At 57.1% G+C, this 17,166-nt stretch carries 17 protein-coding genes; 9 read left to right on the top strand and 8 right to left on the bottom strand.

All coding sequences use genetic code 11. From position 1 onward, the window contains the following. Window positions 1-47 precede the first annotated feature (47 nt). On the bottom strand, window positions 48-473 hold the full coding sequence (locus tag VDP81_RS07860) for an organic hydroperoxide resistance protein (protein ID WP_322995802.1): 426 nt from the start codon (window positions 471-473) through the stop codon (window positions 48-50). A 168-nt stretch (window positions 474-641) separates the two neighbouring features. Beyond that, on the bottom strand, window positions 642-1,136 hold the full coding sequence (locus VDP81_RS07855; protein WP_322995801.1) for a MarR family transcriptional regulator: 495 nt from the start codon (window positions 1,134-1,136) through the stop codon (window positions 642-644). A 176-nt stretch (window positions 1,137-1,312) separates the two neighbouring features. On the opposite strand from VDP81_RS07855, the gene VDP81_RS07850 reads away from it, so the two are divergent. The 7 genes from VDP81_RS07850 (at window position 1,313) to VDP81_RS07820 (ending at window position 9,589) form a co-directional block, all read left to right on the top strand. Beyond that, on the top strand, window positions 1,313-2,431 hold the full coding sequence (locus tag VDP81_RS07850) for an NAD(P)/FAD-dependent oxidoreductase (protein WP_323011985.1): 1,119 nt from the start codon (window positions 1,313-1,315) through the stop codon (window positions 2,429-2,431). Between the two features lie 128 nt (window positions 2,432-2,559). After that, window positions 2,560-2,856 (top strand): antibiotic biosynthesis monooxygenase, encoded by a 297-nt coding sequence (locus VDP81_RS07845; protein ID WP_322995799.1) that lies wholly within the window; start codon window positions 2,560-2,562, stop codon window positions 2,854-2,856. Window positions 2,857-3,000: 144 nt separating this feature from the next. Beyond that, on the top strand, window positions 3,001-3,855 hold the full coding sequence (dinD, locus tag VDP81_RS07840) for a DNA damage-inducible protein D (RefSeq protein WP_322995798.1): 855 nt from the start codon (window positions 3,001-3,003) through the stop codon (window positions 3,853-3,855). Window positions 3,856-4,249: 394 nt separating this feature from the next. Then, window positions 4,250-5,719, top strand: coding sequence for a sensor histidine kinase (locus tag VDP81_RS07835; protein ID WP_323011984.1), 1,470 nt, complete (start codon window positions 4,250-4,252; stop codon window positions 5,717-5,719). 4 nt (window positions 5,720-5,723) lie between these two features. Then, window positions 5,724-6,428 carry a response regulator transcription factor gene (locus tag VDP81_RS07830; protein ID WP_323011983.1) on the top strand — a complete coding sequence of 235 codons (705 nt, stop codon included), beginning with the start codon at window positions 5,724-5,726 and terminating at the stop codon, window positions 6,426-6,428. Between the two features lie 139 nt (window positions 6,429-6,567). Continuing rightward, complete coding sequence (locus VDP81_RS07825) at window positions 6,568-8,247, top strand: YHYH protein (protein ID WP_323011982.1); 1,680 nt, start codon at window positions 6,568-6,570, stop codon at window positions 8,245-8,247. 76 nt (window positions 8,248-8,323) lie between these two features. Further along, on the top strand, window positions 8,324-9,589 hold the full coding sequence (locus tag VDP81_RS07820) for a tyrosinase family protein (RefSeq protein WP_323011981.1): 1,266 nt from the start codon (window positions 8,324-8,326) through the stop codon (window positions 9,587-9,589). Window positions 9,590-9,651: 62 nt separating this feature from the next. Here VDP81_RS07820 and VDP81_RS07815 read toward each other — a convergent pair whose 3' ends face one another. The 6 genes from VDP81_RS07815 to rpmH all read right to left on the bottom strand — a co-directional run bounded on the left by VDP81_RS07815 (window position 9,652) and on the right by rpmH (window position 14,401). After that, on the bottom strand, window positions 9,652-10,149 hold the full coding sequence (locus VDP81_RS07815; RefSeq protein ID WP_323011980.1) for a cupredoxin family protein: 498 nt from the start codon (window positions 10,147-10,149) through the stop codon (window positions 9,652-9,654). An 86-nt stretch (window positions 10,150-10,235) separates the two neighbouring features. Continuing rightward, window positions 10,236-11,741 (bottom strand): tRNA uridine-5-carboxymethylaminomethyl(34) synthesis GTPase MnmE, encoded by a 1,506-nt coding sequence (gene mnmE / locus VDP81_RS07810; RefSeq protein ID WP_323011979.1) that lies wholly within the window; start codon window positions 11,739-11,741, stop codon window positions 10,236-10,238. Window positions 11,742-11,808: 67 nt separating this feature from the next. Next, window positions 11,809-13,524 carry a membrane protein insertase YidC gene (gene yidC / locus VDP81_RS07805; protein ID WP_323011978.1) on the bottom strand — a complete coding sequence of 572 codons (1,716 nt, stop codon included), beginning with the start codon at window positions 13,522-13,524 and terminating at the stop codon, window positions 11,809-11,811. 96 nt (window positions 13,525-13,620) lie between these two features. Further along, entirely contained in the window at window positions 13,621-13,863 is a 243-nt protein-coding gene (gene yidD, locus VDP81_RS07800; RefSeq protein ID WP_322996415.1) for a membrane protein insertion efficiency factor YidD, read from the bottom strand. Continuing rightward, window positions 13,860-14,219 carry a ribonuclease P protein component gene (locus tag VDP81_RS07795; RefSeq protein ID WP_322995795.1) on the bottom strand — a complete coding sequence of 120 codons (360 nt, stop codon included), beginning with the start codon at window positions 14,217-14,219 and terminating at the stop codon, window positions 13,860-13,862. The genes yidD and VDP81_RS07795 overlap by 4 nt, the downstream gene beginning before the upstream one ends. Window positions 14,220-14,266: 47 nt before the next feature. Then, window positions 14,267-14,401: a 50S ribosomal protein L34 gene (gene rpmH / locus VDP81_RS07790; RefSeq protein WP_043679136.1), complete on the bottom strand. Its 135-nt coding sequence runs from the start codon at window positions 14,399-14,401 to the stop codon at window positions 14,267-14,269. 237 nt (window positions 14,402-14,638) lie between these two features. Here rpmH and dnaA point away from each other — a divergent pair, with 237 nt between their 5' ends. Together dnaA and dnaN are read left to right on the top strand one after the other, a co-directional pair. After that, window positions 14,639-16,045: a chromosomal replication initiator protein DnaA gene (gene dnaA, locus VDP81_RS07785; RefSeq protein WP_322995794.1), complete on the top strand. Its 1,407-nt coding sequence runs from the start codon at window positions 14,639-14,641 to the stop codon at window positions 16,043-16,045. A gap of 6 nt (window positions 16,046-16,051) precedes the next feature. Further along, window positions 16,052-17,161, top strand: coding sequence for a DNA polymerase III subunit beta (dnaN, locus tag VDP81_RS07780; RefSeq protein ID WP_322995793.1), 1,110 nt, complete (start codon window positions 16,052-16,054; stop codon window positions 17,159-17,161). Window positions 17,162-17,166: the final 5 nt, after the last annotated feature.

Genomic DNA, 17,166 nt, shown 5'->3' with positions numbered 1-17,166 from the left:
CCGGTATATGACCCAGATCAGATAGATCCGGGTTGGAAAAACATCAATTACTGAACGGTCAGCGTGACCTTGATGTTATTTTGGGTAGCGTTTGAGTACGGGCACACAATGTTTGCCTTCTGAACCAGACCCTGCAGCGTTGCATGATCCACGCCTGGGGCGGAGATTTTCAGTTCCACCGCCAGCCCAAAACCCGTGGGGATGGGGCCGATACCCACGGAACCAGCAACCTGAGTGCTATCCGGCAAAGAGACTTTTTCCTGACCGGCCACCAACTTCAGCGCGCCCAGAAAGCAGGCCGAATAACCAGCAGCAAACAGCTGTTCAGGGTTTGTGCCTGGGCCGGCATCACCGCCGATTTCCTTGGGCACGGACAGTTTGACTTCCAGGCGGCCATCCGAGGATTTGGCACTGCCATCACGGCCACCCGTGGCAGTAGCATGGGCGGTATAAAGTACGTTTTCAACGGTCATGATTGGACTCCTGGTGGTGCAGTTAAAGAGAAAGCCCCGGCACCACTAACGGCGACTTTTAATGGTTTTAATGGGGTCAGACTCCAGGTTAATGGGGTCAGACTCCATTTTTCCTGTTTTCCAAAAATGGAGTCTGACCCCATTATGTTGCCCCTTTATGATTGACGCTTATTGTCCTGATTCCTGGCTTGATCCTGTCGGCATCATTTGCAAACGCGCCCGCAAAGCTTCCAATTGGGCCTTCAGGCCCTGGATCTGATCCGGCGTACAGCCTGTAGCGCACAGCACACCCTGGGGCACAGACTGCGCCTGTCGGCGTAATGCCCGTCCGGCATCGGTCAGGCTGATCAGCACCTGACGCTGGTCGGCCTGAGCACGGTCACGCTGCAACAGACCCAGACCCTGCAAGCGCTTCAACAATGGCGTCAGCGTGGCCGAATCCAGATATAGATGCTGCCCCAGCGCCGACACCGTCAGGCCATCGTGTTCCCACAACACCAGCATCACCAGATACTGCGGATAAGTCAGCCCCAGGTCAGCCAGATAATGTCGATATACCTTGTTCATGGCCAACTGCGCCGAATACAGCGCAAAGCACAGTTGCGCATCCAGCGTCAGTGCGGCGGACTGCGGATCGGTTGAGGATTGGTCTTTGCGGTTCATAGCTTCATGGTACATAGCGTACGATTAAATAGCAAGCTATTAATTTATACGACATCAAAAAAACAATGGGGTCAGACACCATTTTCAAAAACAATGGTGTCTGACCCCATATCGTGCTCCCAATCCCGACACTGAAAAATAGGTAGACTGGATTCTCTTTCAAACATGAAGCTCCCATGACGGATATCATTGACTGTGTCGTGATCGGTGCGGGTGTGGTCGGCCTGGCAGTGGCACGGGCCTGCGCCCAGACCGGGCTGGACACGTTGGTCATCGAGGCCGAATCCACCATCGGCAGCGGCACCAGTTCGCGTAATAGCGAGGTGATCCACGCTGGCCTGTATTACCCGCAGGGTTCACTGAAAGCCAGGCTGTGTGTGCAGGGCCGCCAAGCGCTATACGCCTATTGCGCTACCCATGGCATCGCCCACCAGCGCTGCGGCAAACTCATTGTGGCCACTGATTCCAGCCAGTTGGACGCCCTGCAGCGCATTCGCGCGGCGGCTCACGCCAACGGTGTCCAACACCTGCACTTGCTGGACCAGCAGCAAGCCCAAGCGCTGGAACCCGCCCTGCGCTGCACGGCTGCCCTGCATTCACCGGACACCGGCATCATCGACAGCCACGGCCTGATGCTGGCCTTGCAAGGCGACCTGGAATCCGCCGGCGGCCTGTTGGTGCTGCGATCCCCGCTGCTGGGCGGCAAGGTCACTGGCAGCCCAGCAGGCATTTTGTTGCGCATCGGCGGCAGCGACCCAACAGAAATCATCGCCCGCCACGTCATCAACTGCGCCGGCCTGCAGGCCCAGGCCGTGGCCGCCAGCATTCAGGACGTCGCCCCCGCCAGCATCCCCGGCCTGCGCTACGCCAAAGGCAGCTACTACGCCCTGACCGGCAAGACCCCGTTTTCCCACCTGATCTACCCCGTGCCCCAGCCCGGTGGGCTGGGCGTCCACCTGACGCTGGACCTGGCCGGACAGGCCCGATTCGGCCCGGATGTCGAATGGGTCGATCACATAGCCTACGACGTCGACCCCACCCGAGCAGATGGTTTCTACGCCGCCATCCGCCAATACTGGCCCGCGCTGCCCGATCAGGCCCTACACCCCAGCTACGCTGGCATCCGCCCGAAACTGGCCCAGCCCAATGGCCCGGATGCCGACTTCATCATCCAGGACGCCCGTAGCCACCAGATACCCGGCCTGATCAATCTGTACGGCATCGAATCCCCCGGCCTGACCGCCTGCCTGGCCATCGCCGACGAAGTGCTGCACCGCCTGCAACACCCCCGCTGACCGCCGCACGCCGGGTTGCGACCTGTCCTGCATCAACAAGGCATAATCCAGGGGTACTCAATCCCCTGTCCGCGCAACTTTGCTGTGCGGATATTCCATCCATTTTCATCACACACAGGAAACAGATCATGATTCGCGAAATGGCCCACATCACCGTCAAACCCGGCACCCAGGCCGATTTTGAAGCCGGCGTACAACAAGCCCTGCCGCTATTCCAGCGCGCCCGCGGCTTTCACCGCCTGGAACTGCACCACGTCATCGAGCATCCCGAACAATACGTGCTGCAAATCCACTGGCAAACCCTGGAAGACCACATGCAGCACTTCCGCGAATCCGACGACTTCCAAACCTGGCGCGGAATCGTCGGCGGATTTTTCGCCCAACCCCCGCATGTCGTGCATACCCAGGTGGTAGTGGGCGAATAAGCGCCAGATATAACTGCATTACGCTTGCATCTAGGGTTGCAAGCCTCATCGGTTTGGGTCGTATGCTCGACTACAGCAGGAAGAAATAGAGCGTCTGCCGCAGCAGTTCCTTGTGCAGGCATTCCACGAATAAGGAAACGCACCATGACCAACAAGTGCATTACCCAACGGCATGTCATTACGTTCGAGAGCATCCGACAGTTCGACCCTGCTGGCGAAGAATTCTGGTCGGCACGCGACCTGACTCCGCTGTTGGACTATCAGGATTGGCGAAACTTCATGCAGGTGGTGGACAAAGCCCGCATAGCGTGTGCTCAGTCCGGCAAGCCCCCTGAAGACCATTTTGGTGACGTCACCAAAATGGTCACCATTGGCTCTGGTGCGCAGCGTCATGTGCCAGATGTGCATCTGTCCCGCTATGCCTGCTACCTGATCGTGCAGAACGGTGATCCGTCCAAGCCCGTCATCGCTAACGGCCAGACCTACTTCGCCCTCCAGACCCGTCGTCAGGAACTAGCCGATGATGCGAAGTTCGTGCAGTTGTCCGAAGACGATAAGCGTCTGGCCATCCGTAACGAACTGGCGCTGCATAACAAGCACCTTGCGGCTGCCGCAAAGGATGCGGGTGTAGACAGCCCGCTGGGCTACGCCATCTTCCAGGACCACGGCTACAAGGGCCTGTATGGTGGCTTGGGTGCCAAGGATATCCAGACCCGCAAGGGCTTGAAGAAAAGCCAGAAAATCCTTGACCATATGGGTAGTACGGAGCTGGCTGCCAATCTGTTCCGCGCCACGCAAACGGAAGAAAAACTCCGTCGCGATAACGTTCGCGGCAAGACGCAAGCCAATCAAACGCATTTCGCCGTGGGTCGCAAAGTGCGCCAGACCATCCAAGATCTGGGTGGCACCATGCCCGAAAGCCTACCGGTACCGGATAGCAGCATCCAGCAGCTCGAATCAACAAAGAAAAAACAGTTGAAAAAGAAAACCGATCAGTAATGCAATTTCCGAACTGCACCAGCGCTCTGGAATACATGCCGGGGTAAATGTCCTTGATCGTCGCTGACAATGTATGAGGCTTCCCTAAGCATGAGCGCTTTGAGTGCAGTATCGGTAAAAGACCCTCCCCCCACCTACTTCCCGATACAGAAACTGAAGTTTCTTTATATATCAATTGGTTAGGAAATCTTCGGAGTGCAATCGGATCACGGAAATAGTGGTTGAAAAATTGTAAACCGAGGGGTAATTTCACCAGACTAGGTCTTTGAATTAGCCGCCTGAACGAAGCAGATACTACCGGGTCATTACAATATGTTTAGATGTCTCAGATTCTTTAGCGTTGGGCTGTGGTTGAGGGTCTGCAAGGCTATACCGATTTTTCTATACGAATGATATGCCTCTTTCTGTGCACGATCCTCTTGCCCTCCTGTTGTCTGTAATCCCGGAAAACAGCGATCTTGACGCTGCAGTAGGTACCAGTCTGCTTTTTACTGGTCTGTATACCGGATTTTTCCTTGCTACTTCTGTGCTTAATCTGGTCGCTGGCTTTGTCGCGCAGCGCACGCTGCATGTCTGGTTTGCCCTATTTGTGGCCAGTACTGGGATGCGATGGTTCGCCGTCGATGGGCTTGCAGCCGGTTTTTTGACCGATGATCCAGGTATGTGGTGGGTTGCAAACGCCTTGTTGGGGGCGCAGATGGTGACTGGTTCGCTGTGTCAGATCCATCTTCTGGAGTTGCGCAAGTATCATCCATTGTTGCTGCGCTATTATCAGTATTGCGGCATTGTGCCCGGATTGCTGATCATGGCGCTTAGTGCCAGCCCAGTATTCGATCAGGCAACGCGCGCGATGTTCATCATTCTGTTGCCTGCGCTTTGGTTGTCTATTCCCGCTTACCTGCGATTGTGGCGCGATGGAAGCGTGTCCGGGCGCTGTATTGCATTGGCGTTGCCATTTCATTTTCTGGTGATGCTACCCGCAACGCTGGGTAACATCGGTCTCATACCTTTTCTGCCGGCTTATATCGATCTGGCTCGCTATGCAAGTTTGCCTGTCATCTTGGCTTTGCATGCGGGGATAGGATTGAAAGTGCGAGCGTTGGAACGGGAACGTAATGAAGCCGGAACGAGAGAAGCGCAGGCGAGGGCGACCGCTGAAATGGAGCGCTACACTCGCCAGGAGCAGGAACGGGTGATTTCCGTTCTCACGCATGAAGTCCGGACACCGGTTTCTGTCATTGATATGGCTACTTACAGTTTGTCGCAGTTAGATCAGGATGGGCCGGCCAGCGCTACACTGAGAGCGGCTCGTTATCATAGTATCCGTTCGGCGGTGGGGCGTCTGCGCAATCTAATGGAGCTGATCGAAGCCATGGAGCATCTGCGGCATACGAAAATTGCGGCCCCGAGAGAAGAACGGCTTGATCTCGTCAATCTGAGTGCAGCGCTGCGCAACGCGCTGGATCTTCAGACGGAAAAACGGGTGGAAATCCGGGCTGCCGATACGCTGCCGACAATCTGCGGCAACAGCCGTTTGATGCATATCGGTTTATCCAATCTCCTGGATAACGCTATTAAATACGCGTATCCCGATACCCCAATTCAGATTGATATCGTTTTCAATGAGCGTGATTCCTGCCTGCTTTGGCGTATCCGGGATGTTGGTCCTGGCATCCCCCCCGAGCAGCAGGAGGCCGTATTCGAACGTTATCACCGACTGGATGAGGCGTCCGGCAAGCCGGGTCTGGGTCTAGGGTTGATGTTGGCGCGTCAAATTATCGAGCAACATGGCGGAACGCTGCGGCTGGAGTATGGCAACTGGTCGCAGGGGGCGTGTTTTGTTGTGGCCTTACCCAAGGAGTAAGAGTATGCCGGCATCTATTGTCATCGTGGAGGACCAGGCTGATTTGCGGGCGGAGTTGACGTTTTATTTTGAGCGCGCCGGCTACGAAGTCATGGGTGTCCAGGACGGCGGGGGGCTGGATCAGCATCTGGCACGACATCCTTGCCGGCTGGTGTTGTTGGATATTGGTTTGCCCGGAGAGGATGGGTTGCAGATTTGCCAGCGTTTGCGCGCTTCGCACCCTGGAGTGGGAGTAGTGATGCTGACCGCAAGGGGTATGATGAGTGATCGGCTAAAAGGGTTGGAAGGCGGCGCAGACGCCTATCTGGTCAAGCCTGCGCGGCCCGAGGAATTGTTGTTGGTCGTTACCAATCTTCTGCGTCGCTTGCCTGCACCGGGTCAACAGCTGCCGTCCAACGACCCCATTGGTTGGCGATATAGTGCCCGCAGCAGCCTGCTGACAGCGCCCGACGGGCGTAGCGTCGTGCTGACTTATGCGGAAGCGCGATTGTTCGAGGTGTTGCTTCTGCACGCGCCTCGGCCGGCGCCGAGGCATGCACTGATTCAGGCCGTGGGGGGCACGTATCTGGATTTTTCCGATCACAGACTGGAGGTTGCCATCAGTCGCTTGCGTCGCAAGGTCGAGCCGCTCTCAGCGGACCACGCGGCCATTCGTGCAGCGCGTGGGGCCGGCTATCGGTTGCTACTTGCCTGTGTCAGGCAAGATTAAACGCGGCAGGACTTGTTGGCTGGTTCGGCGCCGATTTGGCAGCGCCATAGTCTGGCCAGTTGTTAGGGTTTGAGAGCTTTCCCGGAATAAATTTGCCTACACTCATTGTCAATTGATGACTGACAGGGGGTTTACAGGCATGACGCAAGGTTTCGGTATACGTTTAACGGTTCCCGTTCGTTCTCTGTGTATGGTGTGGGGAGTGCTGGCGACGCTGGCGTGGCCAGGCTCGGCGCAGGCGCATTCGGGGCATGATGTAGCCAATGCACATTATTGCAAGCAGGCCATGTTGTTTGGCGAGGGCATGATGCCGCATTTGACCCCCCCTTACTCTCAGGCAGAGAGGTTTGCCAGCCTGATGGACTCACGGATTGGCAAGGATGTTCTTCGTCATCTGTGGATGAATCCAGATCGGAATAATCCATGTTTTGGTCAGAGTGACACGCCGGCCTGGAACGAGGTCGTATCGCGTATACCAGCCAATATATCCGCGATACAAGTCAGTCGCCTGGGAGATCACGCCCTGATCTATTTTGCAGGGTTGCCCGATTACACCATTGGCACGCCTAGTTTATTCACGAGTTTCAAACCGGGCAATCTGTATACCGTTTATAAATTATCGGCGTTCCCGCAGCCCGATCCCCGTTCAGTGCATCAGAAAGCGCCAGAGGGAGCAGTAGGTATTTTTGTGAACGGCCACAGTATCTTTAATTACACCGATACGTTCACCTACCGGAACCAGGGCGCTTGGTCATTTGATGCCAATGTGGCAGAGGTGCCGATCGTCAATGACGATATCGCGCATGCGACACCGAGTCAGATTGCTGGTTTTCCTGCCAGCCGGGGGATTTTCCATAATCACCAGATGTCGCGGCAGATTCTTACGCGGGCCGACGATCCTTTCGCTCGGGGGGTGGCAGAGCATTCACGTCTTTACGGGTTTGCCATCGATAGTTATCCGATCTACGGCCCCCTGGGCTACAGCTCACGCGATACGTCTTCGGGAATCAAGCCGCTTCAAAGCAGCTACGTCAAGCGCACCTGGTTGGGCGATGGTCCGCGCAGCTCGTTGCCAGGGTGGGTTGTAAGGAATTGGGATGGTCGTGATGAGGGCAATGATTTGTTGAATCTGGCGGGCATGGCCAAAGCCGACATGTTGTTTTCCGATGGGGCAAGCAGCGGCCCGCTGCGGTATACCGGTGATGATGTTCAATTGGCGGCCCTGATCGAAGCGCTTAGTGCCAATCCGGGACTGGAGCGAGATGAGCAGGGGTATGTGTATTGGACCGCCCAAGTCGAGAAACCGGATGGCGGGAAGGCGGAAGTGCGTAACTATCTCTTGAAATCCTCCTCGCTATGGGGGCCGGGTTTGACAGAACGGATTTTGCCCGCCAGTTATCAGGAGGCGGATCAGGAAAAATTCATGTTTACGGCCGTTATGGGTTCGTTTGCAGAAGATTACGAATTTATACCGGGTTATGGTGATCTGGATTTTTATAACGGAATCGAGAGCTATATTCCAGATCGCGATGAAGCGATTTATCACTATGTCACTCCATTCAATGCCAAATTGGATGATCCCGATCGACTTGAAAAGAATAGTTTTCCCTATTTCATAGGCATCCAGTTCAAGGGAGTGGTTGAGCCTTTCAATGCGGCCAGAATTGCAGAAAAAGACAAGGCCGCTTATGTGTCCGCGACAAAGCATGCGAATTTGACCGTGTTCGATCTGGGTGTGACAGGCCGGGATGAACAAGGCAAGACGCAGTACGCATCAGTGGTGGAGACATGGTTACACCAACTGGCTGGAGGCAAGTGAGATTGGGCGTGTGCGGGTGTGTTCGCCATTTCGAGCGAGAGGATTCATGAGTCAGTCATTTCTACAGGGAACGTGGATGCGTTGGGGACGTCGCGCAGGGGTGTTGGTGAGCCTTGTGATGCTAATCAGCGCCTGTGATGGCGGTATACGCTCCGACGTGCCGCCATCACCGGGCGCAGAGCGTGCAGCGGTGGTTCAGCCGGTTGTTCGCAAGAACGTCAACAACTTGACGTTGGAAGAAAAGGCTGAATTCGTCGAAGCCATCCTACGTCTCAAACAGGCACGTCCACCCGAGAGCGATGAAGTGGGTAATTGGTACGATCACTTCGTTGCTTCGCATATGCGCAAGCTGGTTTGCTGGACCGATGAGCCCAATCAGGGCGGCTTTGGTCACAATGGGCCGGACATCCTCACATGGCATCGCGCCTTTCTTCTGGAGTTCGAGCGGGCCATGTCGACGGTCATGGGCAAGCCCATGGCGATTCCTTATTGGGATTGGACGGATCCAGCCAGTATTGCGACGGTGTTCGCGGATGATTTCATGGGGGGGATGGGCGATCCCAATGCGGGTTATTACGTGATGTCGGGGCCGTTCAAGAAAGGGGATTGGCGCATTAACGTCAAGGGTTTCGAATCGACCAATCCCGGGCAGTTTGACTGGCTTGTGCGGGCCGTCGGAAACATGCCTGGTATGAGTACCCTGCCCAGCAGGGAGGAAGTTCAGCAGGCCATGCTGCGCACACAATACGATGTGGCCCCCTGGGGAGTGGTCTCTGATCTGGATGTGAGTTTTCGGGCGTTCGTGGATGGTTCGGTCAATGCGACCGGCACGGAGTGTGATGGTGGGATCGTCTCGATCACGGGTGCGACGACTTCGTTGGTGCATGGCACAGTACATATGTGGGTAGGTGGGGCAGACGACCAAGGTAATCCGGGCTCTCTGACGGATACGGCAACGTCGCCGAACGACCCGGTTTTCTGGTTGCACCATGCCTATATCGACTTGCTGACCGAAACGTGGTGGGCAGCCAATAATTACCAATACTTGCCGGTCAGTGGAGGCCCGCGCGGTAGTAATCGCGACGATCGTATGTGGCCATATCTCCAGACCAATGGGTCCATGGCTGTTCCGGTCGAGACGTTGGGATATCGTTACGATGCCTTGTTCGAAATCGAACTCGGGACGACGTTTATTCCAGTCGCGAAGTGGCTGGCATTGCGTGGCGCGTATAACGACTTGTGCAGTCCTTCCGCATCTGAACGTCCGGGCATTGAGGCGAACTCAAGCTATTCACGCACTTTGTCTCAATTAACTCAGAGTAAGTACCGTATCCCAAATTAATGGTGAGCAATGTCACGATCCCGATCACCCATCGGAATCGTGGCATTGGAATCGCTACGATCTCAGTTCACTTTTACTTTGCCGACCATTCCGGCTTCCATGTGACCGGGGATCAGGCAGGCAAAGTCAACCGTTCCTGTTTGGTCGAACGTCCAGACCAAGTCACCGCGCTGACCTGGTTTGAGGGTGATCATGTTGGGTTCAACATGCTGCATGCCGGGCGTCTTTTTCATGTCTTCGGCATGAGCTTTCAGTTCTGATAGTGGCCCGATGACCATCTCATGATCCAGGTTGCCTGAGTTTGTGATGAGAAACTGAATGGTCTCACCCGCTTTGACCTCAATCTGTGCTGGCGAAAATTTCATGGTGTCATCCATAACCACTTCGATGGTTCGATCGACCTTGGTCGGATCTCCAGGTCTGCCAATTCCGGACATGGTCGTTATGTTGTGGTCGCTCATATGGTGACCGCCCACGGCATGTTCCCCTTGATGTTGCCCTGTAGCGAAGGCGAATGCCGGAACACATGCAATAACCAATGTTGATACAAACTTCTTCATAGTGGTTATCCTCAATTAAATGTTTTTAAAATCAGAAGCTGATATCTGCGACAAGGCAGGAAACCTGTTTGATCTTTTTTCCCGATTTATTTCCCAATACAAAAACGAGAAAAAATCTCACCCAGCAAATCATCGCTGGTGAACTGTCCGGTGATCTCGCACAAGGCCTCGTGCGCCAGACGCAGTTCCTCGGCAAACAGATCCAGCACTTGGTCGCTGTGCGCCGCGTGTTCCCGCGCCAGCAGCAGGTGTGCGCGGGCGTCTTCCAACGCCCGCACATGGCGTTCCCGCGCCAGCCAGGGGGATTCCGCCCCCGGCGTCCAGCCCGCGATCTGCAACAAGCGTCTGCGCAAGCTATCCAGCCCAGCCCCCGTGCGGGCGGAAATCTGGATTTCCTCAGTCTTGTCCACCTCGCGGCCTGCAGGCCACTCCGGCTGATTAGCTCCATCCACCTCGCGGCCTGCAGGCCACTCCGGCTGATTAGCTCCATCCACCTCGCGGCCTGCAGGCCACTCCGATTCGCCAGGCACAGCACAGCCCGCAGGGGCTATGCTGTGTCCTGGCTCATCCAACAAATCGACCTTGTTCAGCACCCGCAGCTGCGGCGTCCCCGGCGGCAGACGCTGCACAATCGCCGCGTCCAGCGGATCGTCTGGATGCCGCGCATCCTGTAAGTGCACAATCACCTGGGCGCGGGCGATCTCCGCCCAACTGCGTTCAATGCCGATGCGCTCTACCGTGTCATCGGTTTCGCGCAGGCCCGCCGTATCCACAATATGCAGCGGAATCCCATCAATATGGATCTGCTGGATCACCCGATCCCGCGTCGTCCCCGCAATCGGAGTGACAATCGCCACGTCCTCGCCCGCCAGCGCATTCAGCAGACTGGACTTGCCCACATTCGGCTGGCCCGCCAACACCACATGCAGGCCTTCGCGCAATACCAAGCCCTGGCGTGCCGTCGACAGCACCTTGTCCAGGGTGTCTGTCACCGCATCCAGACGCTGCGCCGCTTGGTATTTCTCCAGAAAATCGATTTCTTCCTCTGGAAAATCCAAGGTGGCTTCGACCAGCATGCGCAACTGCACAATACGCTCGCTCAGGGCATCGACTTCTGCCGAAAACGCCCCCGACAACGAGGCCATTGCACTGCGCGCCGCCGCCGTCGAACTGGCCTCAATCAGATCCGCCACAGCCTCTGCCTGGGCCAGATCCAGGCGTTCATTCAGAAACGCCCGCTGCGTGAATTCCCCAGGCTGTGCCAGCCGCAAGCCTATTCCAGCGCCCCGCGCCAGACAGTCATCCAGCACTCGGCGCAACACAGCTGGTCCCCCATGCCCCTGCAATTCCAGCACGTCCTCACCCGTGTATGAATGCGGCCCCGGAAAAAACAGCGCCAGCCCTTCATCCATGACATCGCCATCCCGATGCCGGAACGCCAGATAATGCGCGTGCCGCGGCTGCAACGCCTGCCCGAACAAAGCCTCGGCCCAGGCACGCAAGTCCGGCCCCGACACTCGGATGACACCGATTCCCCCCCGACCCGGCGCGGTGGCGATGGCAATAATAGGATCTGAAGAAAATGTAGTCATGGCAACATCATAAAAAAGGGCGACACCCAAAAGAGCGCCGCCCATCATCACGCTGGAAAATTCACCATCAGCTGGAAGCCGACGCTGCCTTTTCCTTATCCAGGCGGTTCATGATGACCCGCTGCTGGATGATCGAAACCGTATTATTGACGCACCAATACAGCACCAGTCCTGCCGGGAACAAGAACATCATCCCACCAAACACCAGCGGCATGATCATCATCACCCTGGCCTGCATGGGGTCCGGCGGCGTCGGGTTCAGCTTGATCTGCAGGAACATCGTCAACATCATGAACGCGGGCAGAATAAACCACGGGTCGCTGATCGCCAGATCGTGAATCCACAGTATCCACGGCGCTCCGCGCATCTCTACGCTACCCAGCAGCACCCAGTACAGCGCGATGAACACCGGAATCTGCACCAGCATCGGCAAACATCCCCCCAGCGGATTGATCTTTTCCGTGCGATACATCTCCATCATGGCGGCGTTCATCTTCGCCTTGTCGTCACCGAATTTTTCTTTCAGGTGCTTCATGCGCGGACCGACGAGCTTCATCTTGGCCATCGACCGATAGCTGGCCGCCGACAAGGGATAAAACACGAGCTTGATCAGCAGCGTCAGGACCACGATCGTCCAGCCCCAGTTGCCGACAATGTCATGCAGCCAGATCATCAACTGGAACATCGGCTTGGCAATGATGGTGACCCAGCCGTAATCGACCACCAGATCCAGGCCCGGCGCCACGGCGCCCATGGCTTGCTGATCCTGCGGCCCCACCCACAGATGGGATTCAACCGTCTTCTGGGCCCCCGGCGCAATCGATCCGACGGATTCGATCGTGCGCACGGCAAACAGTCCGCCTGGCAGGGACAGGGTCTGGTTGGTGCGCACCACCCCCTGCTGCGGCACCCAGGCCGTGGCAAAGTAATGCTGCACCATCCCTACCCAGCCATTGTCAGCCTGCTGGATATAGCTGGCCTTGTTCTTGGTGATGTCCTCGAACGTCACCTTCTGGAACTTATCCTGCTCGGAATAAACCGCCACCCCTGTAAAGGTGCTGTAGAAGCCCGACGTGCTGGCGGGTTCATGGCCGTCGCGCGTCAGCTGCAGATACAAGGAAGGATCAATTGGCTGATCACCCAGATTGAAAATATCGGTACGCACACGGATGTCGTAACTATTTTCGGACAGAATAAAGGTCTTGACCACGCGCACCTGGTCGGATGTCGCCTCGAAGGCGATCTCGGTGATGTCACCCTTGTTCACCGGACCATCGCCCACCAGCGCAAACGGCGTCAGGTGCGTGGGATACGACTGGCCTTGCGGCGCCCCTACCAGGCCTGTCTGGGCCACATACATATCGCCCGGCTGGTCATTCAGCAGATACATGACCTGACCGGCATTCTGGGGCGGATGAATCCCGAACAAGCCCTTCACCCAGGGAATAATGCCCGTGGTTTCGTCCACGTTCTTGAACTTCAGCAATTCCGAGCGCACCAGCTGGGCGCCCAGGGTATCGAAGGTCAGGTCATAAACCGCAGTCTTGACATGCACCTCCTGGCCTTCGGCCGGGGCCTCTGAGGCAGGCACATTGGCCGCGCCCGACTGTGCAACCGAAGGCAGATCGGCGCGACCCGTCGCATCCGCCGACGCAGTCTGAGCCACAGGCGCAGGCGCCGGCGCAAACAGGGACGGCTGGCCATGGTGCTGCTGCCAGTTGTTCCACAACAGCAGAAGCGAGAAAGTAAATATCATCCAGAGGATGGTGCGTCGAATGTCCATTGGCGCCTGTTTTCGAATAAGGTCAGAGCAAAAAGCCCACCAGTTTAACGCAGGGTTGCTGACAGGAACTTGGCAGGCCGGTTCTGTGGCCTGCGCTCATTCATGTGCCGACGGCGGCCTGCGCAGCGGCGGGACCGGATCGTGCCCCCCCGGACAACCTGGATGGCAACGTGCGATCCGCCGCACACCCAGCCAAATACCGCGCCCCACCCCATGGGTCTCGATGGCTTGCATCGTGTAAGCTGAACACGTCGGGGTAAAGCGGCACTGCTGGCCCACCCAAGGGCTTAGAAAATACCGATAGAAACGAATCGGCGCGATAAAGATCTGGCGGATCAGCATCGCATGATCTTGCCCAACAGCTGATCGGCCTCGGCACGCACGTCGCGTTTCAGTTGCGTCAGGCTGGCCGGAGACGGCCGATTCACCAGACGAAACACCAGGTCGCCATCGGGCAAATGACTGCGCTGCAGACGAAAGGCCTCGCGCAGCACTCGCTTGATTGCATTGCGCGTCACTGCCAGCGGCGCATAGCGCTTAGGCACGACCAGGCCCAAACGGGCCGGAGAATCCGCTACAGTGCGGGGGCGAGACACAACGAACAAAGCCCCTCGGGCAATACGCCGGCCTTTTAAGGCCGCCGCGTATTCCGAGGGGCGATGCAGCCGCGCCGCCGAAGGAAAATCGGAAGGCATGGCAGTCTGTCAGGTGTCTGGCATAAGCCAGGCACCGTATCCGACAATTAGACGGCCAGGCGCTTGCGGCCCTTGGCGCGACGGGCGCTAAGGACGGCACGGCCGGCACGCGTCTTCATGCGGACACGAAATCCGTGTGTGCGCTTGCGGCGGGTAACAGAAGGCTGGAAAGTGCGTTTCATGGCGAATCCAAAAGAGCTTGGGAATGGTTTTTAAGGCTCGACCGCCCGGGCACCATTGTCGGACCAAAACCGGCCCGAATCACCCAAAGCATCGAAAAGCCCATTATTTCAACAAATTTTTGGCATCCCGTCAATCACTTGGGGACTTATCCCCCGCATTGCCCACTTATCCAGGGTTGATCTGTGGATAACTACCCTCAGGAAAGGGTAGAATCGAGGTTTAGCACGTTGACTCCTATGAATGAATTCTGGCAGGCCTGTCTCCAGCAGCTGGAACAGGAACTTCCCCCCCAACAAATCAGCGCCTGGATAAAACCCCTGGTTCCGCTCGGTTACGACACGGAACTGGCCGTCCTGCGCATCGGTGCGCCCAATCGCATGAAGCTCGACTGGGTGCGCAAGAACTATTGCACTCGCATCGAGGCCCTGGCCAGCGACTGGTACTCCCAGGCCGTTCAGGTTCAGGTCGAGATCCACGCCGCTCAGGCCCGCCCGGCCCCCGGCGTACGCCTGCCCGCTGCGCCCGCCGCTCAGGCCACAGGCGCCGCCAGCCCGGCGGTCCCACCGCCCGGCGCGCCCGTCACCGCCGTTCACACGGCCACCGACGAGGCCATCAAAGACCGCTCGCGCCTCAATCTGGACCTGACCTTCGACAACTTCGTCATCGGCAAGGCCAACCAGCTGGCCCGCGCAGCCGCCATGCAGGTCGCTGAAAACCCCGGTGTGTCCTATAACCCGCTGTTTCTGTATGGCGGCGTGGGGCTGGGGAAAACCCACCTGATTCACGCCATCGGCAACGCCTTGCTGGCCAGCGGCACCAATCCACGCATCCGTTACGTCCATGCCGACCAATACGTGTCCGACGTGGTCAAAGCCTACCAGCGCCGCGCCTTCGATGACTTCAAACGCTACTACCATTCGCTTGATCTGCTGCTGATCGACGATATCCAGTTCTTCGCCGGAAAAAACCGCACCCAAGAAGAATTCTTCTATGCCTTCGAGGCCATGGTGGCCCAGCGCAAGCAAATCATCATCACCTCGGACACCTACCCCAAAGAACTCGCCAACATCGACAGTCGGTTGATTTCCCGCTTTGATTCCGGCCTGACCGTCGCCATCGAACCCCCCGAACTCGAAATGCGCGTGGCGATTCTGCTGCGCAAGGCCCAGACCGAAGGCATCACCATGCCCGAGGAAGTTGCCTTCTTCATTGCCAAACACCTGCGCAGCAACGTGCGCGAACTCGAAGGCGCTTTGCGCAAGGTCTCGGCCTATGCCCGCTTTCATGGGCGCGAGGTTCTCAGCGTCGAGGTCTGCAAGGAAGCCCTGAAAGACCTGCTATCGGTGTCCAACAGCCAGATCACGGTGGAAAACATCCAGAAAACCGTGGCTGATTTCTATAAAATCAAGGTCGCCGATATGTACTCGAAGCGACGGCCGGCCAATATCGCCCTGCCACGCCAGATCGCCATGTACCTGGCCAAGGAACTCACCCAAAAAAGCCTGCCTGAAATCGGCGATCTGTTTGGCGGGCGAGACCACACCACGGTGCTGCACGCCGTGCGCAAAATCACCGACCTGCGCGGCAAGCAAACCGAACTGAACCACGAACTTCACGTACTCGAGCAAACCCTCAAAGGATAAGAGAATATGCTACTGATCCAAGCTAGCCGCGATGCCGTGCTCAAGCCCCTGACAACCGTGGTGGGTATTGTCGAACGGCGCAATACCCTGCCCATTCTGGCCAATGTGCTGATCCGCAAGCAAGGCAATCAGGTCTCATTCCTGGCCAACGATCTGGAAGTCCAGATCACCACGCAGGCCGAATTCGGGGTGGGCGACGAAACCCAGTTCATCACTGTGGCCGCGCGCAAATTTCTCGATATCCTGCGGGCATTGCCCGATACCAGCGATGTGCGCCTGTCGCTGGACGAGGCCAAGCTCTCCGTCCAGGCCGGACGCAGCCGCTTCGCCCTGCAGACCCTCAGTGCCGACGATTACCCCACGGTCTCCCAGGCCGAGCAATGGACAGCATCGTTTTCCATGCCGCAGAAATCCCTGCGGCAGCTGTTCAATCAGGTGCACTTTTCCATGGCCCAGCAAGACATCCGCTACTACCTGAATGGCTTGCTGCTGGTGCTCGAGCCCGGCTTTGTGCGTGCCGTATCCACCGATGGCCACCGTCTGGCCCACAGCGGCATGGCAGTTGACGGCCTGGATACCCAGATGGACGCCATCATCCCGCGCAAGACCATCCACGAAATGCTGCGCCTGCTGGCCGATGACGACACCCCGGTGCTCGTCGACTTGGCCCCCGGCCAGATCCGTTTTCGCTTCGACCAGATCGAACTCATCTCCAAACTGGTCGAGGGCAAATTTCCTGACTACAAACGCGTCATCCCTGCGGGTTACACGCGCCATATCCAGATTTCCCGCGAACTCCTGCAGGCCAGCCTGCAACGTGCCGCCATTCTGACCACCGATAAGCTCAAAGGCGTGCGTTTGCAACTAGGCGACAATCTGCTGCGTATTTCCTCGTCCAACGCCGAACAAGAAGAAGCCCGCGAAGAAATTGAAGTCGATTACGCCCAAGAACCCCTGGACGTGGCTTTTAACGTCAGCTATCTGCTGGACGTGCTGGGCAACACCAAAACCGAATCCATCTGCTGGTCCGTCCAGCCCGATGTCAATGCTTCAGTCCTGATCACCGTGCCCAATGATGACGAATTCAAATACGTCGTCATGCCCATGCGCATCTGATCCCT

It is taken from the genome of Castellaniella sp. (genome assembly GCF_034675845.1).
GTDB lineage: Bacteria > Pseudomonadota > Gammaproteobacteria > Burkholderiales > Burkholderiaceae_B > Castellaniella.
Note: the sequence above shows the minus strand (reverse complement) of the source record. Positions and strands in the feature narration are given on the sequence as shown.